26 protein-coding genes, 1 pseudogene and 1 riboswitch are annotated in these 25707 nt (G+C 50.1%); of the genes and pseudogenes, 14 read left to right on the top strand and 13 right to left on the bottom strand.

Annotated features, from left to right (window positions below; all coding sequences use genetic code 11):
* Nucleotides 1–11: 11 nt before the first annotated feature.
* Nucleotides 12–893, top strand: a complete 882-nt coding sequence (locus PGRAT_RS04310) for a LysR family transcriptional regulator (RefSeq protein WP_025705297.1) — start codon at nucleotides 12–14, stop codon at nucleotides 891–893.
* 393 nt (nucleotides 894–1286) lie between these two features.
* Here the strand turns inward: PGRAT_RS04310 and PGRAT_RS04305 are convergent, their stop codons facing one another.
* Nucleotides 1287–1841, bottom strand: coding sequence for a GNAT family N-acetyltransferase (locus tag PGRAT_RS04305; RefSeq protein ID WP_025705296.1), 555 nt, complete (start codon nucleotides 1839–1841; stop codon nucleotides 1287–1289).
* A gap of 123 nt (nucleotides 1842–1964) precedes the next feature.
* On the opposite strand from PGRAT_RS04305, the gene PGRAT_RS04300 reads away from it, so the two are divergent.
* The 3 genes from PGRAT_RS04300 to PGRAT_RS04295 all read left to right on the top strand — a co-directional run bounded on the left by PGRAT_RS04300 (nucleotide 1965) and on the right by PGRAT_RS04295 (nucleotide 3357).
* Nucleotides 1965–2318 (top strand): hypothetical protein, encoded by a 354-nt coding sequence (locus PGRAT_RS04300; protein ID WP_025705295.1) that lies wholly within the window; start codon nucleotides 1965–1967, stop codon nucleotides 2316–2318.
* 138 nt (nucleotides 2319–2456) lie between these two features.
* Nucleotides 2457–2549, top strand: a complete 93-nt coding sequence (locus tag PGRAT_RS34845; protein ID WP_372238078.1) for a putative holin-like toxin — start codon at nucleotides 2457–2459, stop codon at nucleotides 2547–2549.
* 262 nt (nucleotides 2550–2811) lie between these two features.
* Complete coding sequence (locus PGRAT_RS04295) at nucleotides 2812–3357, top strand: ClbS/DfsB family four-helix bundle protein (RefSeq protein WP_025705294.1); 546 nt, start codon at nucleotides 2812–2814, stop codon at nucleotides 3355–3357.
* Here the strand turns inward: PGRAT_RS04295 and PGRAT_RS04290 are convergent.
* Both PGRAT_RS04290 and PGRAT_RS04285 read right to left on the bottom strand, forming a co-directional pair.
* Nucleotides 3321–3719, bottom strand: a complete 399-nt coding sequence (locus PGRAT_RS04290; RefSeq protein ID WP_025705293.1) for a hypothetical protein — start codon at nucleotides 3717–3719, stop codon at nucleotides 3321–3323. The two genes, PGRAT_RS04295 and PGRAT_RS04290, sit on opposite strands and share 37 nt — an antisense overlap.
* Before the next feature lies 1 nt (nucleotide 3720).
* Nucleotides 3721–5274, bottom strand: coding sequence for a glycosyltransferase family 39 protein (locus tag PGRAT_RS04285; protein WP_025705292.1), 1554 nt, complete (start codon nucleotides 5272–5274; stop codon nucleotides 3721–3723).
* A 183-nt stretch (nucleotides 5275–5457) separates the two neighbouring features.
* Here PGRAT_RS04285 and PGRAT_RS04280 point away from each other — a divergent pair, with 183 nt between their 5' ends.
* The 3 genes from PGRAT_RS04280 to PGRAT_RS04270 all read left to right on the top strand — a co-directional run bounded on the left by PGRAT_RS04280 (nucleotide 5458) and on the right by PGRAT_RS04270 (nucleotide 10134).
* The gene (locus PGRAT_RS04280) at nucleotides 5458–6444 is read left to right on the top strand and encodes a DUF4003 family protein (protein ID WP_042266083.1); all 987 of its coding nucleotides are present in this window, start codon (nucleotides 5458–5460) and stop codon (nucleotides 6442–6444) included.
* 152 nt (nucleotides 6445–6596) lie between these two features.
* On the top strand, nucleotides 6597–8372 hold the full coding sequence (locus tag PGRAT_RS04275) for an ABC transporter ATP-binding protein (protein ID WP_025703792.1): 1776 nt from the start codon (nucleotides 6597–6599) through the stop codon (nucleotides 8370–8372).
* A complete protein-coding gene (locus PGRAT_RS04270) occupies nucleotides 8359–10134 on the top strand; it encodes an ABC transporter ATP-binding protein (RefSeq protein WP_025703791.1) in 1776 nt (591 codons plus the stop codon). Before PGRAT_RS04275 ends, PGRAT_RS04270 begins: the two co-directional genes overlap by 14 nt.
* Nucleotides 10135–11238: 1104 nt before the next feature.
* Here the strand turns inward: PGRAT_RS04270 and PGRAT_RS34840 are convergent.
* A pseudogene (locus PGRAT_RS34840) lies at nucleotides 11239–11310 on the bottom strand (SEC-C metal-binding domain-containing protein); the annotation flags it as partial.
* 192 nt (nucleotides 11311–11502) lie between these two features.
* Here PGRAT_RS34840 and PGRAT_RS04260 point away from each other — a divergent pair.
* From PGRAT_RS04260 to PGRAT_RS04245, 4 genes are all read left to right on the top strand, one after another.
* Nucleotides 11503–12090 (top strand): TetR/AcrR family transcriptional regulator, encoded by a 588-nt coding sequence (locus PGRAT_RS04260; protein WP_025703789.1) that lies wholly within the window; start codon nucleotides 11503–11505, stop codon nucleotides 12088–12090.
* On the top strand, nucleotides 12087–12590 hold the full coding sequence (locus PGRAT_RS04255) for a flavoprotein (RefSeq protein ID WP_025703788.1): 504 nt from the start codon (nucleotides 12087–12089) through the stop codon (nucleotides 12588–12590). Before PGRAT_RS04260 ends, PGRAT_RS04255 begins: the two co-directional genes overlap by 4 nt.
* Nucleotides 12587–13225 carry an NAD(P)H-dependent oxidoreductase gene (locus PGRAT_RS04250; RefSeq protein WP_025703787.1) on the top strand — a complete coding sequence of 213 codons (639 nt, stop codon included), beginning with the start codon at nucleotides 12587–12589 and terminating at the stop codon, nucleotides 13223–13225. The genes PGRAT_RS04255 and PGRAT_RS04250 overlap by 4 nt, the downstream gene beginning before the upstream one ends.
* Before the next feature lie 87 nt (nucleotides 13226–13312).
* The gene (locus tag PGRAT_RS04245) at nucleotides 13313–13777 is read left to right on the top strand and encodes a VOC family protein (protein ID WP_025703786.1); all 465 of its coding nucleotides are present in this window, start codon (nucleotides 13313–13315) and stop codon (nucleotides 13775–13777) included.
* 144 nt (nucleotides 13778–13921) lie between these two features.
* Here PGRAT_RS04245 and PGRAT_RS04240 read toward each other — a convergent pair whose 3' ends face one another.
* The 4 genes from PGRAT_RS04240 to PGRAT_RS04225 form a co-directional block, all read right to left on the bottom strand.
* A complete protein-coding gene (locus PGRAT_RS04240; protein ID WP_025703785.1) occupies nucleotides 13922–14629 on the bottom strand; it encodes a DNA alkylation repair protein in 708 nt (235 codons plus the stop codon).
* Nucleotides 14630–14643: 14 nt separating this feature from the next.
* Nucleotides 14644–16329 carry a S41 family peptidase gene (locus tag PGRAT_RS04235; RefSeq protein ID WP_167337218.1) on the bottom strand — a complete coding sequence of 562 codons (1686 nt, stop codon included), beginning with the start codon at nucleotides 16327–16329 and terminating at the stop codon, nucleotides 14644–14646.
* 80 nt (nucleotides 16330–16409) lie between these two features.
* A complete protein-coding gene (locus PGRAT_RS04230; RefSeq protein ID WP_025703783.1) occupies nucleotides 16410–17795 on the bottom strand; it encodes a sensor histidine kinase in 1386 nt (461 codons plus the stop codon).
* A complete protein-coding gene (locus PGRAT_RS04225; RefSeq protein WP_025703782.1) occupies nucleotides 17792–18472 on the bottom strand; it encodes a response regulator transcription factor in 681 nt (226 codons plus the stop codon). The genes PGRAT_RS04230 and PGRAT_RS04225 overlap by 4 nt, the downstream gene beginning before the upstream one ends.
* Nucleotides 18473–18643: 171 nt before the next feature.
* Here PGRAT_RS04225 and PGRAT_RS04220 point away from each other — a divergent pair, with 171 nt between their 5' ends.
* Genes PGRAT_RS04220 through PGRAT_RS04210 form a run of 3 tightly spaced genes read left to right on the top strand, consistent with a single transcriptional unit; the run spans nucleotide 18644 to nucleotide 20540 of the window.
* Nucleotides 18644–19021 carry a GntR family transcriptional regulator gene (locus PGRAT_RS04220; RefSeq protein ID WP_025703781.1) on the top strand — a complete coding sequence of 126 codons (378 nt, stop codon included), beginning with the start codon at nucleotides 18644–18646 and terminating at the stop codon, nucleotides 19019–19021.
* Between the two features lie 2 nt (nucleotides 19022–19023).
* Nucleotides 19024–19884 carry an ABC transporter ATP-binding protein gene (locus PGRAT_RS04215; protein WP_025703780.1) on the top strand — a complete coding sequence of 287 codons (861 nt, stop codon included), beginning with the start codon at nucleotides 19024–19026 and terminating at the stop codon, nucleotides 19882–19884.
* On the top strand, nucleotides 19884–20540 hold the full coding sequence (locus PGRAT_RS04210; protein ID WP_025703779.1) for an ABC-2 transporter permease: 657 nt from the start codon (nucleotides 19884–19886) through the stop codon (nucleotides 20538–20540). The genes PGRAT_RS04215 and PGRAT_RS04210 overlap by 1 nt, the downstream gene beginning before the upstream one ends.
* Before the next feature lie 206 nt (nucleotides 20541–20746).
* Here PGRAT_RS04210 and PGRAT_RS04205 read toward each other — a convergent pair whose 3' ends face one another.
* From PGRAT_RS04205 to PGRAT_RS04185, 5 genes are all read right to left on the bottom strand, one after another.
* Nucleotides 20747–22168, bottom strand: coding sequence for a flotillin family protein (locus tag PGRAT_RS04205; RefSeq protein WP_036703226.1), 1422 nt, complete (start codon nucleotides 22166–22168; stop codon nucleotides 20747–20749).
* Between the two features lie 22 nt (nucleotides 22169–22190).
* Nucleotides 22191–22727, bottom strand: a complete 537-nt coding sequence (locus tag PGRAT_RS04200) for an NfeD family membrane protein (protein ID WP_475102751.1) — start codon at nucleotides 22725–22727, stop codon at nucleotides 22191–22193.
* Nucleotides 22728–22894: 167 nt separating this feature from the next.
* Nucleotides 22895–23082: riboswitch (cyclic di-AMP (ydaO/yuaA leader) on the bottom strand.
* Nucleotides 23083–23280: 198 nt separating this feature from the next.
* Entirely contained in the window at nucleotides 23281–24021 is a 741-nt protein-coding gene (locus PGRAT_RS04195; protein ID WP_025703776.1) for an ABC transporter permease, read from the bottom strand.
* Between the two features lie 17 nt (nucleotides 24022–24038).
* Nucleotides 24039–24746: an ABC transporter permease gene (locus tag PGRAT_RS04190; RefSeq protein WP_025703775.1), complete on the bottom strand. Its 708-nt coding sequence runs from the start codon at nucleotides 24744–24746 to the stop codon at nucleotides 24039–24041.
* Entirely contained in the window at nucleotides 24743–25654 is a 912-nt protein-coding gene (locus PGRAT_RS04185) for an ABC transporter ATP-binding protein (protein WP_025703774.1), read from the bottom strand. Before PGRAT_RS04185 ends, PGRAT_RS04190 begins: the two co-directional genes overlap by 4 nt.
* Nucleotides 25655–25707: the final 53 nt, after the last annotated feature.

Here is a 25707-nt window from a genome sequence, read left to right as displayed (position 1 = left end):
AGCTATAGACCATGTCTATGAACAACTTTGAGCTATATAAGGTTTTTTACTGGGCAGCGAAGACCGGAAGCCTGACCCAGGCTGCCAAATCCCTCTATATTACCCAGCCCAGCGTCAGCCATGCGATCAAGCAGCTGGAAGACAGCTTTGGCCTGACCCTGTTTACCCGGAATTCCAAAGGCGTGGTACTGACACCGGAGGGGGCCACCTTGTACTCCTATATCGAGCAGTCGCACATTCTCATCACCCAGGCCGAGAAGAAGATGGCCGAACTCAAAAACCTCGACAACGGCGAGCTGCGGATTGGCGGCAGTGATTCCCTGTTCAAGCATTATCTGCTGCCCTTCATTGAAGTCTTTCACCAGCGCTACCCCGGCATCCGCCTGCATCTGATCCATGGGACTACACCCGAAGTCATCTCTTATTTAAAAGAAGGCCTCGTTGATCTGGGCGTTGTGCGTATGCCTATCTCCGATCCCCAGCTTGAAGTGCGGCAGGGGCTTCAGCTCCAGGACTGCTTCATTGCGGGCAGCCACTATGCCGGGCTGAACCAGAAGGTCCTTTCTATTGAAGAGCTGCTTCAATATCCCATCATCCTCTTCTCCCGCAGCAGCCGTGCACGTATGGCTATCACGGACTTGTTCCGGGGCTACGGCTACGAGCTGAAGCCGGAATTCGAGGTAGGCAGCGTGGGCCTGCTGATCGAGTTTGCCCGCAAAGGACTCGGCATCTCCTTCGTCACGCGGGAATTCGTGTCCAAGGAGCTGGAAGAAGGCTCGCTTTTCGAGATTAAGCTCGACGTACAGCTTCCACCTGCCCAGGTGGGCATGATGACCATGCGCAACATGCCGCTGACAACTGCGGCCAGCAAGTTCATTGAGCTTACGAAGTAGGGCGATTGTAAGCAGACGGCTGCTCCGTCCTTAATTGGACAGCGCAGCCGTCTTATGCTTGAGCGCTCGGGGCTCGAATATGCCTAGAATTGCTGAATCGCTGCTCGGCGATTGAACTTTGCTGCACCAGTGATTCTAGCTGCTTTGAGCAATGGGGCCAAACGCTAGTGGAAAAAGTGAACTTAAATCACCACTATACCACTCTTCTTCAGAATTAGTGGGAGAAAGAAAGTAAACCTAATTCAGCCGATAAACAGCTTACAGGTGGATTTGCTCCATTTTAAGTTTACTTTTTCCAACATAACCCTCTATGGAACGCTTAATGAGCCTATTTAGGTTCACTAATTCCACTTCACTCCCCTGGAGCCATCCGAAAGCATACCGCGAACCTCATTATTCAAAATGCAGATACCAGTACACCGCAACCTCTCCACTGACGGCAGGGATTCCTTTATACACATATTGATCAAACCCGCCTATTACAAATCCGCAGCGTTCATAGAACTTGCATGCCCTCACATTAATACTCTGCGTTTCCAGCATCACTCCTGGTAATCCCCGCTCCAGCGCCCAGCGCCTGGCCTGTTCCATCAATTGCCGGCCGATCCCATGCCTTCTGAATTGCTTGTCTACCTGAATCATGTCGATAAGGGCATAACGGTTCCAATTCTTTTTCAATACGATTCGCCCCACCGCCTGTTGTTCCGCAAAAGCCAAATAAACCACTTGATCAGGGTTATTGATGTACTCAGAATCGTCTATGTCATCCGCCTGCTCGGTGGGTTCTTCTGAGTAACTTTTCTCATAGCTTGGGATGTCTTTTACGGTATATGTGAACTGATTCTCTATATAGGAGAGAACAAGAGCCGAATCTACGATAAAGGAATCATCCATGTCCGTCCAGCAGCCCAGATCCTCAGCCGTCATTTCCCGGATGGAGATATCCAGAAACTCTGAGGACTCTGCCTCAAGTTGTTTCCATGGTTCTTGCTGATTCATTGTTACACCCTCCTTTTATTTTCACAGTCCAGGTTCTTACTCCCCGGGCTTGACAAAACAGGTCTACTTCAATTGTGGAGGGATTTATGGCTAATCCGGTCGGTAAATAGAGGGGGCAGTGGCTCAATCAACAAGCTTGCTTCCATCTGGGCCGATGCCCTCATCTCCCGTGACGGTCATCCCCGCTATGAGATGATTTCGGCAGCCATGAAGGAACAATTCAAGCAAGAGCAAGCCGCCAGAAGCGGAGAGAATTGGAACTATAACATCGGCGTATCCAGCCCCTGGGCGGCCGATTACGAAATCCGTATTAAGGGAAAAACACAAGAGAGCCTGACCTTCGCGGTTGAAGACGGGGGACTCGTAATCGCAGAGTATTATACTGTTTATGAGGATAGACCAGGGTCTGCGGACTTTAATATCTAGCCATGGCTGCTCTAATTCTGAATCCTAAACGTCTTTCCATCAAATAGGTAAGTATATCCAGGTTGTACAACTACGTGATATAATCACATCAGCAATGGAAGGCTTGCAAGGGCGGTCGGCTAATCTCCCGGAAGGGAGGTGAAGCCTGTGGAGGTATACCAAGCATTGACGCTGATGATTTCATTCGCGACTCTGGTTGTGCTGATTCTTTCTTTCCACAAAAAGAAATAGGCCGCCCTGGTCAAAGGTAGCGGTCCTATTTCGGTAGGTAAGCCTTTTAAAAGCCGCCGCCCTTAAAAGCGGCTATTGCTCCGAGAGTCGTGTTAGCCGCACGGCTCTCTTTGCATTGTACGTCTTTTCTACCCACACTATACCATAATACGTTTTATAAAGTAAAAATAATTATATACGGGTTATAGGATAAACCAAGAAATATGACATACAGCTGTCACTGCTCTATGATATAACAAAAATAAAAACGAGGTGCACCGCTATGGCGAGCTATGAATATTCGTCCAAGAAGGATTTATTGGAGGCCATCCACAGCAAGTATGTGCTGCTGGATGCGGAATTTGAAGACGTCGATACGAGTCAAAAAGATGTGAGGCTCCCCGGGGTGGACAAAACGCCCGCCGAGATTATCGCCTACCAGCTGGGCTGGCTTCAGCTTGTGATGGGTTGGGACAAGGATGAGCGGGAAGGCCGGGAGGTACAAATGCCAGCGCCCGGTTACAAGTGGAACCAGCTCGGCGGATTGTATCAATCCTTTTATGACCAATATGCAGCGTTATCCCTCCTCGAGCTGCGGGATTTATTCCGGCTCAAGGAACAGCAGTGGCTGGATTGGGTGGGCGCGCTGACGGAAGAAGAGCTGTTCATTCAGGGAATCCGCAAATGGACAGGCAGCAAGGAGAACTGGCCGATGGCCCGGTGGATTCATATCAATTCGGCGGCCCCGTTCTCAAGCTTCCGGGCCAAAATCAGAAAGTGGAAGAAAAACCTTCATCTTGTGCCACTGGACCCGCCGTCAGGTCCTTGACCGCCGTCCGTCCCTTGGCCGCTGCCAGTTCCCTGACTGCTGCCTGTCCCTTGACCTCCATCCCTTTGCGTTCCGCCATTCATGCCCGGTAAGCCGCCATCCCTTTGGCTCCCTTCATTCATGCCCGGTAAGCCGCCGTTCCTTTGCGTCCCGTCATTCATCTCGGGAAAGCCGCCGTTTCCGTTGCCTCTGCCTCCACCGTTAAAGTTCATGCCGCCATTTCTTCCCGGAAATCCGTTCATCCTGGAGCCGGAGTCTGTATCCGTAATTTTCTGGGAGGTGATGGCGTCACAGGAGGCCAGCAGCATGGAACAGCTGAGCACTGCGGCCAGCAATGAGATATACCCTTTTGGAGTCCGCATCCTAAGCCCCCCTCTTTCCCAACGTATAATCATATACGTCCTTAAATCCCATATAGGAAAATACGATCAGCAGCGGATACACCGGGTAAATGTAGCGGGATTTGATCTCCCATAACAAATAGAATCCGATGAACCCCAGAATGACCAGAATCAGCGGGGTTTCCGCATACCGTTTTGCTTTTATGCCACCGATTAACCGCACGAGAATACAGGCATACATCAGGATATTCAGGACATACAGCATCCAGAGCAGCCCGCTTCTGGCATTCGAATCTCCCTTGAACCAGTCCGAAGCAAATGTAGGGTAGACATAGCGGTCCAGGACAAAGCCCATTCTGCCTCCGCTGCCGGACGAACTGTCATTTCCTATACCATATCTCTCCATCTGGTACGTGCCTTCCGTCCAGGTCCATATGAGCTTTTTATAATACATATTCACTAATTCGCCTACGGTGGCCCCGGAGAGCTTATCGGCAATCGACGCCTTGAACAGCCTGGTGCTCTCCGCCTTGTTATAGCCCGCATCCTGCTGATAGATGCTGTAGCTCTCCCGGTTGTCCCAGAACCCGAACGTCTCCAGGTTGACCCCCATGTTGAGCCACATGTAGACAGGTGCTGAATTTTGGTTGACGGACTCCTCCACGGCATGCGTTCCCTGCAGCACAGCATTTTGCGTCCAGCCCGGAACATTGAACAGCAGAGCCGTTAGGAGCACTGAGATGATGAATTTTTGGAGTCCGAGAGTCCGCATATGAAATAGAAGGGTAAGCAGAACCGTTATCAGAAAAATAACGCCGATGCTGCGGAAATAATTCCCGGCCGCCAGCAGAATGGCTGCAAACACGATATCTTTAAATGAAGTAGTTCTGATAAATCTTACCGCAAAATATAATGCACTGGTCAGAAAAGCGGTAGCAATCACATCATTATAGATGAGATTACTCATGAACAACGAAGGAAGGTAAGTGGCAGCAAAGACCAGGACCCCATAGTCCTGCCGCTTGGATGTAGTGTTGAGCTCTTTGTACAGCAAGTAGATCATCAGTGTAGTGATGAGCGAAAACAGGATATTGAAGCTTTTGATCACCAGATAATTATCCGGGAACAGGTACAGCAGCGTCTTCAAGTACAGGACGATTGAGAATTGGAACGGGAACATGTGAAGATAACCACTGGTGTCAAAGGAGGAGTAATCGTTCCGGTACAGCATATCCCTGGCCAGCGACAGCACCGTCTGTGAATCATCCGTCGGCAAGCGGGTGAACAGGAAGATGATTACGATCTGGATAGCCGAAGACAAAAGCAGCGTAGCCGGAATAACAATCCTGGGGCTGTACTTATCCAGCTTCAGGCACATTCTGTACAGAACGGCGCTTAAGGCGAGGACGGCGGCGATCAGCACAATAAAAAGAAGCAGGTTTTGCTTTTCCAGAACCGGTGTGTCGCCGTAAGCGAAATAGTTATACTCCGCCCGGAGAAAAAAAGACGAAGCAATAAAAAGCCCGATGAAAAAAGCCAATATCACATACAGTGTTCGTTGGATTCCCTTTACCATGGACAAACCTCCATACGGCAGTGCTTCGTTCGGATCATCACATGCCTGACTATTTAACAGCAGTATAAGGGTCCAATCTGAAAATTTGATGAAAATTACGCAGGAATGAACAGGAACGGCGAAGAAGGAACTTACGTAAGAGATGATATGATGTTCAATACAGCCGATTAAGGAGGGTATCCCATGAAAGAGTCCTACACAGCCAGACTGGAATTGTTTGCTGAAAATGCACAGAGGGTCAAAAAAGATTTTGCCTGGAAAAATGCGCAGGTCAACCGCCTGGCGGCATTGCTGTATACTGCCGGGAACAAAATAGCCGATTGCGATGCAATCCGCTCCAGCCATGAGCTGATTAAGGAGCATACCGGAGGTTTTTCTTCCTTTCGGGGCACTTCCGCAATTGGCCTTGCTGCCCTGCTCTCCCTGTCTGCTAATCACGAGAAGCAGCTGGTGGACACATTGGCTGTCTATGAGCTGCTTAAGGACGCCAAGTTCAGAGGATCAGATTATCTTGTAATTGCCGCCTATCAGATTGCTGTGAATACAGCATCGGATCAATACCTGCAGACAGTAGAACGGGCAAAAGCATTCTATGACGGCATGAAAGCCAGACATCCTTTCCTTACAGGACGGGACGACTATATCTTTGCTGCCCTGCTCGGCCTTTCCGGTATTCCTGTTGAGAGCGGACTTCTGCGCATGGAGGAGCTTTATGCTGCACTCAAACCTGAGTTTCTGTCCGGAAACAGCGTGCAGGCGCTGACACAGGTGCTGGTGGTTGGGGACAATGCTTCAGAAACAGCGTCCCGCGTGCTTGCCCTTCGGGATGCCTTCCGGGCAAGAGTCCTACGGATGGATAAAGAATATACCTTATCCTCGCTCGGCGTGCTGTCGCTGCTGCCCTGCGTTCAAGAAGACATCGTGAATGATGTGTCAGAAACTTATGAATTTTTGCGTACTCAAAAAGGCTTCGGCAATTGGTCCGTTACGAAGCAGGAGCTGCTGCTGCTGTCGGCTGCCCTGGTGGCCTTCAACTATGTAGATGAAACCAAAAGCGGTGTAGTCACCACGACGCTCTCGACCAGTATTACTAACATTGTAATCGCACAGCAGGCCGCCATTGCCGCTGCTGCTGCGGCATCGGCTGCAGCGGCTTCTTCCTCTGGCTGACAACTATGGTTACGCATTCAAAAGTTCAATCGATTGTAACAAAAAATATTGGAATTCCAGTTGCTGGCTGCCTGTAAGTGATATAATCACGTTGATTTGTTCACTCCTTCCTGTATGGCAGGGTGAAAGAACACGCAGAAACAGGTGATCAGATGTTTGAACTAAAATGGCTGTGGCAGAATCTGGAGGGAAACCGGGCGCGGTACATTCTGGCGCTATGCCTATCGGTGGTTGGCTCCTCTCTGACGATTGTGAATCCGTACCTCAGCCAGCGTATTGTGGATACGTTTATTGCCGGAGACAATGCCGTGCAGAATCTGACGGACAAACGGGGGCTGCTCATCGCACTCTGTCTGGGAATGATCGGCTTTTCGCTGCTGCGCACAGGTCTGGCCTATTTTACGACCATGCAGTATGAGCGGTCTTCCCAGAACATGCTGTACCGTATCCGTATTTATCTGTACAACAAGATTCAAGGGCAGGACAGGGAATATTACGATCATAACCGCACCGGCGACCTCATGACCAAGATGACAGGGGATCTGGACATGGTCCGCCACTCAATGGCGTGGATTTTCAAAACGATCATTGAATCATTTACGATTTTTGCGGCGGCCGTGATCTATTTCTTCAGTATCGATACCGGCCTGACGTTATGGATGCTTACCCTGTCCCCGCTTATTTTTGTCGTGGCCTACATATTTGCCAAGCATGTCCGCCCCATGTATGTGGATCTCCGCGAGCGGCTGTCCCAGCTCAATACAACCACACAGGAGAACATTTCCGGCAACCGGGTGGTCAAGGCTTTTGCCCGCGAAGCGTACGAAATCGAGAAATTCACGGAAAAGAACGTCAACTACTCGACAGCGAATAAAAAAGCCGCACTTGTGTGGCTTGATTACTTTCCTTATCTCGAAACCTTCGCTCAGGCCTTCAACGTTATTCTGATGCTGGCGGGCGGGCTGTACCTGATGGAAGGCCGGATCACCTTTGGTGAATTCGCAGCCTTTTCTTCGCTCGTCTGGGCTGTATCGAACCCGATGCGCAACATCGGCATCATTATCAACGACATTCAGCGTTTTTTTGCCAGCTTGACTAAGATCGTCGAAATCTATTACGCCCGGCCGGCTATTGTCAATGAGCATCAGGCCACGACCAAGCGGCGTTACGAGGGCCGGCTCACGTTCGAGCATGTCACCTTCAAATATGACAGCGCTACAGTACTCGACGATGTCAGCTTTACGGTGGAACCCGGCGAAACGATTGCCATTATGGGCTCAACCGGAGCAGGGAAAACAACACTGATTAATCTGATTCCGCGCTTCTATGATGTATCCGGCGGACGTGTGCTGGTAGACGGGATTGATGTCCGCGAGCTGGAGCTTGACGAGCTGCGCGGCAACATCGGGATGGCCACCCAGGATGTTCTCCTGTTCTCCGACACTATCGACGGAAACATCGCCTATGGCGACCCTGAGCTACCGGAAGAAGAGGTTGTGGCCTATGCCGGGCTTGCAGCCGCCCACGATTTCATAGTCAAAATGCCTGAAGGCTATGACACGGTGGTCGGAGAACGCGGGGTCGGCCTGTCAGGCGGCCAGAAGCAGCGTATCGCGCTCGCACGCGCCCTGGCGGTCCACCGTTCCATCCTGATTCTGGATGATACTACCTCTGCCGTCGATTTGGAGACTGAGGAGCACATTCAGAACAGTCTGCGCGGGCTGGATTATCCCTGCACGAAGCTGATTATTGCGCAGCGGGTATCCACTACGGCAGAGGCTGACCGCATCCTGATTCTGGATAACGGACGGCTGATCGAAGAAGGCACCCATGCCGAGCTGCTGGCTAAGCGGGGTTATTATTACGATGTGTTTATGCTGCAGAACGAGGGTATTGGAAGGCAGGTGATGGCTCATGGCCAGAAATAAATTCGACGTCGACGAGAATCTGGAATCGCCTTTTGACATCAGGCATTTCCGCCGGGCAATGATCTATATCAAGCGGAAAAAGAAACCGATGATTATCGCGTTTATCCTAAGCGCTCTTTCGGCAGCCATCGCCTTGTCGGCGCCGCTAATCATACAGCATGTCGTTGACGTTACCATTCCCTCCAAGGAGAAGCTGGCCTTGCTTGGCTGGTCGCTGCTGATGCTGCTGACCATTGTGGTCAGCGTCATTCTCGCTACCATCCGCTCGCGCATCATGACAAGCGTCGGACAGGATATTATTTTTGACATCCGTACAGATTTGTTTGCGCATTTGCAGCAGCTTCCCTTTAAATACTACGACGACCGTCCGCAGGGCAAGATTCTGATCCGGGTCGTAAACTATGTCAACTCCGTTTCGGATGTGTTATCGAACGGGATCATCAACTTTATTCTGGAAATTGTCAATTTAATCTTTATCGCCGCATTTATGTTCGCTGTGGATGTAAGGCTGTCCTTCGTCATTCTTGCCGGACTGCCTGTTTTCTTCGGCATCATGCTGCTGATCAAAACCCGGCAGCGGCGCGCATGGCAGGCCGTGTCCAATAAAAGCTCCAATCTGAACGCCTACATGCAGGAGAGCATCACCGGTATTGGTGTGACCCAAATTTTTTCCCGCGAGCAGCAGAATGCAGGGATTTTCACACGCCTGGCCGGCAACTTCCGCAAGGAATGGATGCGGGCGGTGTCTTATAACATGCTGATTCCTTTTTCGGTAGACAACCTTTCCACCATCGTTACGGCTCTGATTTTCCTTGTGGGACTGCTGACTCTGGACCCCGTGGATGCAACCCTTGGTGTCATTCTGGCCATGAGCAGCTACGCCGCCCGCTTCTGGCAGCCGATTCTGAATCTGTCGAACCTGTATAACAGCTTCATCAATGCTGTAGCCTACCTGGAGCGCATCTTTGAAACGCTGGATGAACCGGTTACTGTCAGTGATATTCCGGGTGCGCGGGAGCTTCCGTCCGTTCAAGGCCGGGTTACTTTTGACAATGTAACCTTCGCCTATGATCCGGGGCTCAACATCCTGGAGAATATCTCCTTCGATGTTAAGCCCGGGGAGAGCATTGCCCTGGTAGGACCGACAGGCGCAGGCAAAACAACCGTCGTCAATCTGATCTCGCGCTTCTATGACCTGACCAGGGGCAGAATTCTAATTGACGGCCAGGATATCTCGGAGATTACGCTGAAGTCCCTGCGCAGCCAAATGGGGATTATGCTTCAGGACAGCTTCATTTTCTCCGGTACCATTCTGGACAATATCCGCTACGGGAAGCTCGATGCTACAGAGGAAGAGGTCATTGCCGCCGCCAAGGCAGTCTGTGCCGACGATTTCATCCGTGAATTTGATCAGGGTTACCTGACCGAGGTCAATGAGCGCGGCTCCAAGCTGTCACAGGGACAGCGGCAGCTCATTTCTTTTGCCAGAACCCTTCTGGCCGACCCGCGGATTCTCATCCTGGACGAAGCCACTTCGTCCATTGATGCGAAGACAGAACGTCTGCTGCAGAAAGGCTTAAACGAACTGCTCAAGGGGCGTACTTCCTTCATCATCGCGCACCGGCTCTCCACCGTTAAGAACTGCGACCGCATCATGTATGTCTCGAACAAAGGCATTGCCGAAAGCGGCTCGCATGAGGAGCTGATTGCACGCCAGGGCCTTTACCACAGGCTCTATACAGCGCAGAAGATGGAAGCTTGAATACAGGAAAGCTCCATGAGCAGAAAGAAGCCCCCGGTTCTTGGAACCGGGGGCTTCTTATATCCATTTGAGTCATAACTCGTAATCCCTTACACATCCGGTATCTGAATCCAATTCCTGCTCCGGTCTTTTGAGCCTTTTAATATCTTGGAAAGAAGCGTCCGCCCGTCTTGGGCAATGATCTCATCGGCAGCCCGCAGAATAGCCTTAATTCAGGCTCTGGCAACGGCCGGTTTCTGCTATTTATTGCATTATCAGCTCCACGATCCGCTCTTCCAGAACATCCTTATCGGACGAAGCCTTGTCCAACCCCGATTGATACAAGCGCAAAGCCTTGTCCTTACTGCCTGCTGAAGAAGAGTCAAATTGGGGATTATACAAATCTCCCCAGCCTACATATCCCCAGACCCATTCCGGATGCTCTTCTGTCAACTGCTCAAAAAGCGTATCAGCCGTACCGGCTTCGCCCTTATAAAAGTGCGCTTCGGCATACGAGCGGCGCAGGTTCAATCTGTTGTGCTCGTCCATATCCGGCAAATACTCCATCATCTCCCGGTATAGCTGGATCAACCGGTCCCAAGCTTCGGGATCCTTCCGTTTCCGGCACTCCCGGACCATCTTACCTTCCGTGTCGAAGAAGACAGCGTCCATTTCATAAGGAAAATCATATGGCTCAACAAATTGCACAAAGGAACGGTATTTGAAGGGAATGAGAATATGATCCCGGATCGCCGTCCAAATGCCCCAGAACTGTTCCAGAATTGCCCCGTCTAGCTCCTCATACAAATACTTCTTCAGCTTGGCCTCCAAATGGTGCATGGCAAATTGATCCGGCAGCCACCGGTTCCAAAGCTCGGTTGCAGCCAGCAAAGGGAACTCCTCATCAAGAACATGGGGGGCTGGCGGTATCCGGCTCATCCATTTGTCGCTAATTTCGCAGGCACTAATATGTCCCCGAGCGTCTTTCACAAATTGCGCCTGATCCGTTCGGATGCCCATTTCATCCAGCTTGTCCACAATATCCGCCTCACTCATGGCTGCCAGCTTATCAGCCGTCCAGGCGCGCTCAAACAATGTTTTAGCTGTGGAACCCGGCTGGTCATACTTCGGAGAGCAGCACTTTTTATACTTTTTCCCGCTGCCGCAAGGGCAAGGATCATTTCTGCCTACTTTCATTATTTCCTCCCTGATTCCTTCAATAATTTTTTAAGGGTATTATAACATACCCCTATGAATAACTTAGAACTGGCAGGAACTATACCAGATAGCTAACAGCCTTCATCCTTAAATTAACAAATATTTACACCGTTAAGATTTCATGTTAAAATCTTTACAGTGTTAAGATTCATGGAAGGAAGCACTCATACGATGAGAGAAAAACCCTATCACCACGGCAATTTACGCAAGCAGCTCATCGAAACTGGCATTAGCCTGATTAACGATGAAGGTATAAAAAGCTTTTCCCTGCGCAGGGTCGCTTCACAGTGTAATGTCAGCCACACTGCCCCCTACAGCCATTTCAAGAATGTCGATGAACTGATTGCCGCCATGGGCGAGCATGTCACAGAGCAATTTATGGAGAGATTGCGCATATCCATTATGGGAAAGGAGGACAGCAGCGAGGCTATTTCTTTGCTGGGGCAGGCATACATAGACTTCTTCATAGAGAATCCACAGTACTTTCAATTCCTCTTCTATCACTCAGGCATAACCATTGATCTGGATAACTACAATTCCGATAATTACCCGCCATTCGCTTTGTTCCGGACAACGGCATATCACATGTTCCGCAGCACCGGTCTGCCGGAAGCCTCTTATTCGCATCAATTGCTTGCGCTGTGGTCCATGGTGCATGGCATCGCCTCGCTGCTCACCAATAACGGTGTCCGGTATTCCGGCAACTGGCGCGATTCTTTCTCGATCATAACGGTACTCGATAAGGAGGATGACAAATGAAAATGATCATTCACGACTTGGATCAGCAGGAATATGCAGCATGGGTGGAGGCTCCCCAGGAGGACGTAACGGTCATATCCGATAATGGCACTATCCGCCATTGTACGGGCTGCTTCGGATGCTGGATCAGGACACCCGGAGTGTGTGTTCTCAAAGACGGCTATCACAATATGGGTGAACTTCTCTCGAAATGCGACGAACTGACGGTTATCAGCAAATGTGTATACGGAAGCTACAGCCCCTTCATCCTCAATGTATTAAACCGGAGCATCTCCTACGTTCTTCCTTATTTTGTTACCAAGAATGGAGAAACCCATCATCGGAAACGTTATGATCATCAATTCGTCCTGTCCGTACATTTTTATGGAGAAGACCTTACGGAAGCGGAGATGGAAACGGCCAGAACGCTGGTCGCGGCGAACAGTATGAATTTGTATTCGATAGGGAATACGGTGTATTTCCATAACAGCCTGCAAGCGGTCAAGGAGGTATTGGCATGAAGATCGCCCTGATCAACGGAAGCCCGAAGCTGAAAAAAAGCAACTCAGCCATAATGCTTGGCATACTCGAGCCGCTTATCCGCACCGGGCATGAGATCACCACCTATCACCTGAACAAAAAACCGCTTACCCCGGAGCAATACAGCGAACTGTGCCGCATGGATGTACTGGTTATCGCCTTCCCGCTGTATGTAGACGGGATACCGTCACATTTGTTCAGGATGCTGGTTGCCCTAGAGGAATACATGAAAGCAGAGCGTGAGCAGGACATTTACATATACGCCATCGTCAACAACGGTTTTTTCGAGGGGCAGCAAAATCACCTTGCGCTTGAAATCATTCAACACTGGTGCAGCCGCTGTGGCCTACATTTCGGGCAGGGACTCGGCCAGGGGGCCGGTGAAATGATGGGCTTTCTGGAGAAGGTTCCCGTTGGCCGGGGTCCGCTTAAGAATCTGGGCCATGCCCTGCAAGGCCTCGCAGGCAATATACATTCGCGTAGCGTGGATGAACCCTTGCTGCTGAGCCCCAATTTCCCGCGCTTCGCCTGGAAGTTCACAGCCACCCATTCCTTCTGGAACGCGACCGCCAAGAAAAACGGGCTGAAGAAAAAGGATCTATTGAGAAGGCTGTAGCGTGGCATAGACAACTTATAGGCCAAAAATAGTCAGGTGACCAGTATTTACCATTGAATGATATCGCTATAATATAAGATTAAACCAATGCAGTATTCACTGCCGGTCACTAAAGATTGGGATGAAGAGATGATCGTAACACCTACGCTGCACTTTCATGGACAATGCGAAGAGGCACTCGGTCTATATCAGCAAGCCTTTGACATCAGAATTGACTTCATATTGCATTATAACGACGCGAACCAACGCGACTGGAATATCGAATTATCTGAAGAACAAAAAGGCTATGTGTATCATGCGGAGGCTTATATCGGGGAACAGCGCATTATGCTTGCCGATGAATTAGAGCTGCATCCAACGGATAGCACGTCTTTATTTCTTACGGTCACCTTTGATACCGCCAGCCAAGTAAAAAAAGCCTACGAAGTTTTGAAGGCCGGGGGGACAATCATTCATCCGTTGCGCAGTACGACATACAGCTCCTGTATGGTTTCACTTATTGATAAGTTTGGCTTTCGCTGGGGACTCATGACTGAACAGACCGGTATATAGAATGTAAGTATGATGATGATTAATTTAACCGGAGTACAAAATGGGCTAGAATGCATCCTCCTTTTGGAAGATGGCACCTAGCCCTTTTTGCAATAGCTTAACAAGCCTTGGACATTCTCAACTTCCCAGAGTCTTTATGGCCGCTCAACATCTTACATGTTTGCGTTTGAACCCCAGCTCCCCTTTACTTGCCGCCTTTTGAATACGTTCCGAAGCGAGCAGAAAGCTGCTTTTTTTCTTGTCTTTTTGAACTTCAACAGGACCTACTGTCTTTGCGGTTTCGACCGCTGCCTCATGAAGCGGCACATAGGATACCCCAACGGTGTAGATAAAATTATTCATAGCGTACTTCGTCCGCTCGGGAGAATCATGAATCGTATTCTTCACAATCTCAAGCATATGGGCAAGCTTAGTTTCGGAAAATTCATCGTCCGGACGGTTCCCCAAAAGCCAGCAGTAACAGCTCCAGCCCGCAGACATTCTCAGTTCTTCGCCGCTTGCGATCCATTTATCCGCTACTTCTTGCGCAATATCCGCTTCTGCCAGGGTTACCGCAACCACATAATCGGACAGCATATAAAAATACGCCCCATCTATCCAACGCTCAAAATCCGCTTCAGTCATCGATTGCGGATCAGCAATAATTCCGGCAAAATACATGGCATCGTAGTTTCCTGTAGCGTAGAGCTGCTCAGCCAAAGGCTGGTTTATTTTTATTTTTTTGGCAATCGGCTTCATTTGACCGGTAGCTACACCAAAAAGCGGCTCATGTGCGCCATTGGATTGATAGATTTTTTTGGTCCGTTCCTTGCCTAGCGCTTCAAGCTCCTGCATAACCATTTCCAAGTTCATTGTTAACACTCCTTTTAGTCATTGAGGGAAGCTAACGCATAATTCAATTCCACGTCCTGCCCTTCAATAACCTTCATTTTAAATGTTTGCCCGTTCATGGGAACCTTAATGTCAGGAGTCACGCCTCCGTGTCCGCGTTCATCGCTGTCGCCTTGAATCTGTTGATTTTGATCAAGGGATCTGCCATCCGGGAACCGCACGACATACCCTTCCGGCATGTTCATTTCTATAGGAGCAGATACGACACCGAACGAACCATTTGTAGATGTAAAGCCTATAATCTTGACATTGGGCATTCCTTGTAAAAACAAAGGTAAGCCTTCCCCCGAGCTCGCAGTATTATGATTAATGAGAATGGCTATTTTTCCTGGAAAGTAAACCCGCGAAGGTTGAACGGTTCTGGTTTCGGCACGGTTGATTTCGAAACGTCCTGTATTCCGGTTGTAGTAACTGACGTATTCAAAGATCCTTTTCCCGTTCACGAAAAGTCCCGCCATTTGGGCAACAAGGTCATCATCCCCGCCCGGATTATCCCGCAGATCGATGATTATTCCCTTTACTAGTTTCTCCTGAAACTCTTTTATTATATCTTCCAGCGCTTTCGCGGGATCGGATTGCTTGGTACCAGGAAGGTAATATCTGATTTTTACGTAGCCGTATTTCTCCTTAAGAATCTGGCCTTCCACCGGCGGATCTTCTTTCTTCAGCTTGACCCTCGTTTTCTTCAAGGTTTCGTACTGATCGTCATAGGCTGTAAGCGTCGCAGTTATGACCGCCGGATCGTCCTGATTCCGGAATTTAACTTGGATGTTTTGGCCGACCGGGGCTCTTGCTAAGAAACGTCCTTGATTTTGTATCCGGTCCCCTTCCGTTGCCGGCGGGTTCTCACTCCAAGAGACACCGTCCAATGCTTTCTGAACGTCTTTCCCAGCCCATGAAATGATTTCGGCTCCGGGCTTGATGCCGCATTGGTCAGCCGGGCTGCCGGGTATCAGCAAGCTAACCAGCACCTTGCCGTCATCCAATTGAATCGTGCTGATTCCGACTCCGCCGCCAACTTCATGCTTAAATACGCTATTATCATCATACAGATGTTCGTTCACGATTTGGATATGACCGTCACGGAAAGAAAAGAGGTAGTCCCTTAAAGTTTTATAGTAGAGGTTCGGATCTTGGTTAATTTCGGCTTGGCGGAATATAGGCCCGTATTTATTCTTTTTCGCTTCCCAATCGATTTGTTTCCAGTCACCAAAGGGATATTCTGTGGACAATCTTTCGTTCATCGCGTTGAAAGCTTGGGTATAGCTCTTATGGCTTAAATCGCTCACCGGATTGTACCGGACTTCACCCGCAATAGTTAAAGCCAGCAGCGTTGGCAGGGACCCGAGGACGAAAACGATAACCATGACAGTCTGAAATTTTGGGGAAAGCGGCTTAATAGCCGGCTTAAAAATTCTTCTAACAGTGCATAAAAACAGTATGGCCGTTGAGGAGTAAATCAATAGAGCCAGTATAGAGTCATCACCTGTGATGAGACTTATAACCGCAATCAATACACCCGCGACGGGAATAAAATAAAACCACCGGTGATTCTTGAGAAAAGCATACCCCAGCAGGACAAACAAGTACAGCGCGCACAAAATCATTTCCCAGCCAGTCAGCCATTTCAATGAATCGAACATATTCAGCATAAAGCTCATCATTCATATTCCTCCAATCGGTTCAATGTTTTCGCAATGAGCTTATGGGAGAAATATGAACGGAGCATGAACTTAAAGGCTTAAAGGATAGAATCAGAAGGGAAAACAACGGGGAGTGTCACCGTGAACGTTGTGCCCAGTCCGGCCGTACTCTTCACCGCTAGGCTTCCATGATGAAGTGCAACAATCTTGTGGGAGATGGCAAGACCAAGGCCATTGCCGCTCCGGTCTTCAGCCCGCGACTTGTCCGCTTTGTAGAAGCGCTCAAAAATAAAGCCTACCTCCTCCGGCGCAATGCCGATCCCGGAATCGCTTACTGCCACGGCAACCTCACCCGGCTGGGGCTGGCTGATCGCGATGAAGACCTGCCCGGCGCAAGGCGTGAACTTGACGGCATTGCCGAGCAAATTCATCCATACTTGATTGAGTTGATCCTTGTCGGCCGTTATCCGGACAGCAGCATCTGAAAGGGACTCCATGTCGACGCGGATGTTTTTGGCCGACCACTGGGGCTCGCAAGCGACAATCACCCGCCGAATCTGCTCATCCAGGTTATAGGTTTCCGTCTTGAAGGGATGATGCTCCGATTCGAGGGAAGCGAGCTTCAGCAGATTATCGCTGAGTCTGGACAACCTGTCGCTCTCAGTAACAATAATATCCAAGTACTGAAGGCGTTCGGTCTCCCCGATAACAAGCGTGCCATCCTTCAACGCCTTCGCAAAACCGGAAATGGAAGTTAACGGGGACTGGATTTCATGAGACACGTTTGATACAAAATCCTGCCGCATCCGCTCCATTTGCCTGATTTCCCGGGCCATATCGTTAATGCTCCGCGAGAGCGTTCCCAGTTCGTCTCTGCGGTTTATTTTCAGCTCAACCTCGAAGTCGCCTTTAGCCAGCCGCTTAGTCGCATCCGTCATCGCTTGGAGAGGCTTCACCACGTATCTGCCGGCAACGAGAATGCCCAAACTTCCGAGCCCGAGCATAAGAAGCAGGATGGTAAAGAACAAACGGATGAGCGCGGCTTCGTTCTTGAAAGAGCTATGCACAAATAAGGCATAACGGTTCCCTTCAGATAGAAAGGGAAGGCCGACGAACGTTCCGTTATCTTTTCCCTGCGAACGGTACAGTTCTCCCTGCAGCACCTTGCGGACAGATTCCGGGTTAATCTTCCCGGCCTTCCTGCCTTTGGCCGGTACATAGGAGTTCACCCCGCCATTGCTGTCGTAGAGCTGCAGGGTATAGGAAACCAATTCAGCCATGTTATCCATTAAAGTATCCAAATCCGGAGGATTCGTTTGTTCATACACACGTATAATGCGGTTTCCGGCCGCGATCATATCGTTTTTCCCCGTAGTGTTAAGAGCCTTCTGAAAAAGAGCAAGGGAGATGAGCAGGGATGAGATTAAGCTGATGACGATGACGGCCAGAAAAGTCAGTACGACGCGGACATATAACGTCTTCATCCCGGATTCACCGCCAGACGGTAGCCTACACTCCTTGCCGTTTCAATGCGGAAATGGCGGGCGTCCCCGGCAAAACGTTCCCGCAGCCGCTTGATATGAACGTCGACAGTCCGGTCGTCTCCTTCGTAATCCATGCCCCAAATCTGGGTGATCAGCTGCTCCCGGGTGAAAATCTGCCCCGGGTGGCCGGCAAGCACAAATAACAGCTCGAATTCTTTCAGAGGCAAAGTCAGTTCCTCGTCTCCCCGCGTCACTTTATACGTTTTCCGGTTCAATACGATTTCCCCCAGCACAATGACCTGGGAAGAGGCAATCCGGGAGCGCCGCAGTAATGCTTTTACCCTCATCACAAGCTCCACCGGATCGAACGGCTTCGTCATATAGTCGTCGGTCCCGAGCTGGAAGCCTTTGATCTTCTGACCCGCTTCGCCCTTGGCCGTTACCATCAGGAGCGGAAGGTCGGGATCGCTTATCCGGATCTCCTGGCACAGCTCCCATCCGTCCATCTGCGGCATCATAATATCGAGGATCACCAGATCGGTTCCTGAACCTTTGACGATGGCATGCGCATCGATGCCGTTGTCCGCCTCAGCCAGATCGAACCCTTCATTCTTCAGGTAGAGGCGCATCAGGGCGCGAATATGCGGATCGTCGTCCACGATAAGAATTTTGACCATACAGGCAATCCTCCAATGGGATTTATAGACTAACTTATCTAATAATAACATGGGGTGGCCTAAGACTTTTAAAAAGGGCCGCTAGAAACTCCTTTGACAAAATGCAATCTACCTAACTATAATGTACTTATCCAATAAGTACATTGCAACACACTATAAGGGAGGGGCCTTGTGGAAATCATCATCAGCAGTAATACGAGCAAGCCTATATATGAACAAATCACCTCACAGATTAAAGCAATGATTATGGGCGGAGAATTACAGACAGGCGACCCTATTCCGTCAATGCGTGCATTGGCCAAATCTATTCATGTCAGTGTCATTACCGTACAAAAGGCTTATGAGGATTTGCAGCGGGATGGCTTTATTGAAACGACTGTAGGGCGAGGGAGTTTTGTATCCTCGCAAAACAAAGATTTTTTCCAAGAAGAACAACAGCGAAAAGCAGAAGGACATTTGCAGGAGGCTGCAGATATTGCACGTACCAGCGGTATACCACTCAGCAAGCTGATTGAGCTTTTGACTATGTTTTACCAAGAGGAGGAATAACTATGGAATCTATTTTGCAGGTTGAGAACCTAACCAAACAATATCCTGATTTCAAGCTGGATCAGGTGTCCTTTTCTATTCCGAGAGGCACGATCATGGGGCTGATTGGTGAGAACGGTGCCGGCAAAAGCACCACCATTAACGCCATTCTTGAACTCATCCGAAAGGATGAAGGTACCGTCACATTTTGGGGCCAGGATCTGTCCTCTAATCCCAAGCAAATCAAAGAGGACATCGGCGTTGTGTTTGACGGTATCAACTTCTATGAAACCCTCACACCGGCCAAGGTCGGCAAAATTTCAGCGGCTGCCTATAAACAATGGGACGAAGCCTTATACCACAGTTATTTAAAAAAGTTCCAGCTCTCTCCCGACAAGGAGATCAAAACATTTTCCAAAGGCATGAAGATGAAGCTTTGTATTGCTGTGGCACTCTCCCATAAGCCAAAGCTCCTGATCCTGGACGAAGCGACTAGCGGCCTTGATCCTATCATGCGTGACGATATGTTGGATGTTTTTCTGGATTTTGTACAGGACGAAAACCACTCCATCCTGATGTCTTCCCACATCACAACGGATTTGGAGAAAGTGGCTGATTACATCACCTTTATTCACGGGGGAAAGGTTCTGTTCTGTAAGGCAAAGGACGAACTGCGTTACAACTACGGTATTATTCGTTGTGGGGCAGCGCTGTTTGAACAGATTGACAAATCGGAGGTCCTTGCCTACCGGAAGTGCGACTATCAGTGGGATGTGCTGGTTGCCGATAAGGAACAAGCGCGCCGCAAGCATAAGACGGCAGTAGTGGACGACGCTTCTATTGACGATATTCTTCTTCTCTATGTAAAGGGGGAGCAGGTGTAATGAAAAGCTTGATTTTAAAAGATTTATATAACATTGGACACAACGCAAAATCCATGTTTTTTATGCTGCTGGTTTTTGCCTTCATCTTTGTCCCTTTCAGTGGACCGGAAGCCTATATTATCGCGAGTGGGATTCTATGCAGCATGATGGTTATGACTACGTTCAGCTTTGATGACAACTCCAAGTGGATGAAATATGCTATGGTTACCCCGGTTACCAAAAAAGACTTAGTGGCTAGCAAGTTTATCGTTCTGCTGATTTTCTCGATTACCGGTGTTGTCATCGGTCTAGTGATTGGTTTCATTGGCGGCATCATCGTCCGTAAAGTTGATTACAGCAACATGAGCGACGTCCTCACCCTGCCGGTTGTGGCTATGGCTGGTTTAGTGATTGCGGAAATCTTAGGCAGTATGTCTATCCCTCTCTTATTTAAGTTCGGTACAGAAAAGGCTCGTACATTATCACTTGTTTCCTTTATAATACCCGCTGTAATTTGCTTTGGTGTATATGAGATTCTTATCTTCTTTGGTGTTTCTTTCACAGATCAGCTTAAATTTATCCTGCTGTGCTGTTCCCCGGTGATAGCGCTGGCATGGAACTTGATGATGTACAAAATCAGCTATGCGATCTTCTCAAAGAAAGAACTTTTATACTAATCCGCAGCATCACGTCTTTATCCCCAACTTTATGCGAATTTTATTCACAGGCGAAAGAAAACATAATTTCCTGAACAATAACAAAAAGCCCAAGTATCGGCAGTATGTCCGCATACTTGAGCTTCTTAACTGTTTTAAAACCTTCAATCTATTTTTCCTATTCCTTAATGTTATCGGTGACAATTAACACCTTACGAAGCTGCAGATTACTGCTCTTTATCCCGCCCGAGCAGCCCGCTGAGCGCCTCAGTCACGTTCATACCGGTAAGCGTCTGGGTCAATTCAGGAACCTGGGCCATGATTTTGGCGATATCGCTGGTAATTTTGTTCACGCCGGATGAAGCTCCATCCTGGGAAATCACTGTAATCTTATCGACCTTGGCCAGCGGAGCAGCGATTTTCTCGGCCAATTCAGGCAGGACTTTCAGGAATTCCACGGTAAGCGCAGCCTGCGTGAACTGTTTGTATGCCTCGGCTTTCTTCTCCAGCGCTCCCGCTTCCGCCGCTCCGGCCAATTGAACAATTTCCGCGTTGGCTCTCCCCTTCGCCAGCTCGGCTTCCGCTGTGGCCAGCCCCCGCTTGGTCGTCGTGGCCGCCTCTGCTTCCGCCTCAAGAATTTGCCGCTGCTTGGCTGCTTCCGCTCTCATAATGGTAGCCTGGTTCTCCGCCTGGGCAGGCTTAATCACCGTTGCCTCCAGCTCCTTCTGTCTCAGCTCTACTTCGATTTCCCGGACAGTCCGGTTAGCCTCTGCTTCCATCTGCGTGATCTTGACCTGCTCGGTAACCAGCGACTGTTTGATTTTGTTCTGCTGCAATTCGTATGCAAGATCCGCCTGTGCTTTCTTCACTTCTGTCTCCAGCTTAAAGTCCGCCTGCTTAATGTTCAATTCCTTCTCGAACTGAGATTCCTTGGCGCGGGCGGCGGTTCCCGCTTCAATGGTGGCCTGATGCGCATTGGCTTTGGCGATGGAGGACTCCTTCTCCGCTTCGGCCTGCTTGATCTGAATGTCGCGTTCCGCCTCCGCCTTAGCGATGCTGGCATCGCGGCGGATGCGCTCAATTTCCGGAACCCCCATGTTGTCGATATACCCTTTGTCATCCGTAATTTTCTTAATGGTGAAGCTGACTACCTCCAGCCCCATCTTGTCCAGGTCTTCCGAGCAGGTCTCCCGCATCTTGCTGTTGATTTCGTCAGGGGTCTTCAGAATGGATTCTACCGTTAATTGTCCGATCAAGCCGCGCAAATGCCCTTCCACCGAATGCAGGATAATTGTCTCGCGGTCTTCTTCCGGCCGGTCGATAAACTGCTCACTGGCAGTCAGAATAGCGGTAGGATCGCTTTTAATCTTAATCTGGGCTACCGCTTCCAGGTTGAGCTTGATGCCCTGCTGGGAGAACATCGCCTGCGCCGGGATCACATCGAAGCTCATCAGCATCATGGAGATGGTCTTATTGTTCTGGAAGCCGGGAATGACGAACGTCCCGCCGCCCTGAACCACTCTTTTTCCGCCGAGGCCGTACACAATCATTGCCTGATTGGGCGGAACTTTTTTATAAGCGTTCACGATACTGAACAAAGCCAGCAGAATAACAACAACAATTCCTGCAATTAAATAGAGCATAACCATCCGGTTCGACACTCCCCGTTATTTATAATTGTCCACTTTCCCTCTCGAAGAGGGTTACAGACGCTATTCCTTTATCCACCTTCAGAATAATCACCCTGTCGCCCCTCACAAGCTGCTGGCCGGTTTCGGCCCGCACTCCAATGGAGCGCATCGTTCCATGCAGCACATATTTCATTTCTCCAACTGCGCCATCCGCTGCAGCAATGCTGATGTACCCAAGTTGCCCCGCCTGCTCATAATCCAATTCATTCATGCTGTTGTCATACCGGGTCATCACCCGGGCCAGCACTGCATACATCAGACAGCCGACCAGCAAAGCAACCACGGTGCCAATCAGCACCACTGCAAGCCTATTCATTCCGCTGAACCGGGTAAGCACATAACCGGTGCCCCCCCAGACCGTGACAAACACCATCAGAGGGAGTATGGGCACAAAGCCCGGACCACCAGCATCGCCGCCTCCCATATGCAGATGACCCGCCAGGCCATGCCCATGAAATCCGCCGCTGAGGAGGAGCAATAGTCCAACCCAGAAGCACACGATAAATACCGTAACGATATTACCCCCCCCTTTTTAAGCATTTCAGATCACATCCAACACTCTAATTTTCGTTGTTATAAGATTTTAGCTTCCTTATAGATACCGCCTTTCCTTACTGCAGGCACAGCAAAAAGACCACAGGAGCGGCAGGGCTCTCCGTGGTCGGTCAATCGATCATGGCGCTCATCCTCTCTCTTCGAGGCTTACGGGGTTAGCTGACGGATTCGGGCAGCGAGATTGCCCTACCTTGTAAGAAGCGGCTTATCAGCACGCTGCAAGGATTCACCCCAGGTGAGCGGAAGCTATCTGAGCAAAAGCCGCATTCACCATTGGTTCCCCCGTTCCCATTACTGGAATTCAGCCATTTGAGAACAGTTATATTTCTTTCGGTTGTTGATTTGAATCTTACGCCTGTAGCCGTTTAATGTAAAACGTTGCGGATGACAAAAGAAGCCAAAAATGCCTCCACTTCACGAATGAAGGCGCATTCTTTGGTTTCGCTCTTAAGCGGCCGGTGATTTGCTCTTTTTTGCTCCGTTTCTCGAAAGCAGCGGGGTTTCTCAACACTTCTCTACAGCTGGGCTCCACGCATAAGCGACCGGCGGCCCGCCCAGATGTAAGCAGCAGAGGTTGCGGCCACAATGAGAATGAACGGGATCACATCCAGCCGGGGCGACAATGCGGTCCCCCTTGGATACATCGCGTAGTAGGCCGTTGTGGAAGGAAACCAGGCGCCGACCGAAGCATGAAGCCCGGTAAGCACAATATTGGCGATCACAATCGAAGCCGATAAAATCAGAGAGGACACAAACGACTTCAAGCGCATGGAAACCCATAACTGCAGCGCCGCAAACGGCAGCAGGGCCAGCCACCCTCCAACCGTACCGATGATTAATCCGGTAAAATCCAAGTCATTCCCCAATTGAAGCAGTTCTCCCGCGAGCAGATATGATCCGGCAAAAAGCAATTGAATTAAACCTAACAGCAGCATGAGCGTCCCCAATTTGGCATAATAGACACGGGAACGGGGAATAGGCAGACAAAACAGTTGTTTCCACCCCCCGTTAATATGCTCATAACGGCAGAGAAAAGAAGCCAGCACCCCGGCATAAAGAGGATATAAAAACAAGCCGTGAAAGCTGGCCATATGCAGATAAAAGGTTTTCCAGCCCCGCACATAAAAACCGGCGAAATTTTCTGAATTCAAACTATTGATACCGAGCATCACCGTTCCCAGCGCACCGATGAGGAACAGGATGAAGAGGACTGGATACTGCAGCTTCATTCGTTCAGCTTTCATCAAATCTTCCATAATCACACCTCTGTTAATTAAAATTGTTTGTTTTTGAAATGCAGGGCCCCGGCGGCCAGCAGCACCGTTCCCAGGCCTGCACTGATGCCAATCCACCTCCCGGGATGTGCCATGAACGGACTGGACAGGGTCGGATAGGCCCATGGCCATAGCCAGGTCCACAATGCTGCGCCGCTGTCCCGCGCGATGAATAGGCCGGAAACGGCGCCCAGCAAGCCGATGGACATCGGAATGGCCTGGTTCGGGAACTGGATAGACAGCCACATCTGCAGCCCCAGCACCGCAGTTGAGGCGAGAAAGCTGTACACGATCTGCTTGATTAGGAACTGGAACGGCAGCGGTTCGGATGTGTAGCAGATCCAGAGCAGGGACAGGCCGGCAATAATCAGTAAGACGGTACATAAGAGCAGGATCAGAACCCACAAGGCCTTGGCCCAATAAAAAACAGCGCGGGATACAGGCAGGGTCAGCAGCTGCTTCCAGCTGTTGGATTCGTGTTCCAAACCGGTAATCATGCCAGCGAATAACGCGGTGTTTAGCAGCATTACGAACCCTAGAAACATATACATCACATTAAACACGCTGTATACCCCTGCCGGGCCTTTGAAATAGAGGTACCATTCCAGCGCCATAAATGCGATGAACAGCCCGGAGCTGATCACCGGCAGCCAGCGGGCCGCAGGTTTGAGCCGCATGCCTTCGGCCCGCAGGGCCCGCCACATCATAAGCTGACTCCTTTTCCGGTCAGCTCCATGAACAGCTCTTCCAGCGATTTGCTGATCTCCCGTACATTCATAATCCCGTAAGGGCCCAGCAGTTTGAACAATTCTGCCTGCGGCATACTGACCTTCTCTGCCGAAACTGACAGCACATTGCCTTTCCGCTCCACGGCGAATCCTTGCAGCAATAACGTGCGAAGTGCTTCCTGCGGGCGCTCCACGGCAAATTCCAGCACTTTGCCCCTCCGCCGCTCCAGCAATTCCAAAGCCCCCTGATAGACGAGCCTACCGCTGCTGATAATCCCGATCTCATCTGCAATCGTATCCACCTCGCTCAGCAGATGGCTGGACAGCAGGATCGTCATTCCCTGATCATGGGCCAGGGACAGCAGCAGATGCCGTATTTCCTGGATGCCCGCGGGGTCCAGGCCGTTGGTCGGCTCATCCAGAATCAGTAGCTGCGGCCCCCGCAGCAAGGCTGCTGCTATGCCGAGCCGCTGCTTCATGCCAAGGGAATATCCGCTTACCTTGCGGTTCGCGCTTGACGTCAGCCGTACAATTTCCAATACCTCACCGATGCGCCGGTCAGGCAGCTTCAGCAGGGTGCTCAGTATTTTTAAATTTTTGTACCCGGTCAGATGACCGTAATAGGATGGATTCTCTACCAGTGAGCCTACCTTGCGCAAAATGTCCAGGCTTCTCTCCGGCATCTCTTGTCCAAACATGCGGATCGTCCCGGCATCCGCGCGGAGCAAGCCCAGCAGCATTTTGATCGTTGTTGTCTTTCCTGCACCGTTCGGCCCCAGAAAACCGTAGATTTTCCCCTCGGGAACCTCCAGGTTCACTTCATTCACCGGCACCTGTTCGCCGAAGCGGCGGGTCAGCCCTTTGGTCTCCACTATAAGTTGCGGCATCTCCTGTCACCTCATATCTGTAGTATGGAGACTATCATAGCCGCTGGAAGTAG

Origin of the sequence: Paenibacillus graminis (genome assembly GCF_000758705.1) — a bacterium.
GTDB lineage: Bacteria > Bacillota > Bacilli > Paenibacillales > Paenibacillaceae > Paenibacillus_AQ > Paenibacillus_AQ graminis.
The sequence above is the reverse complement of the archived record's forward strand: the minus strand, read 5'-3'. Positions and strand labels throughout refer to the sequence as shown.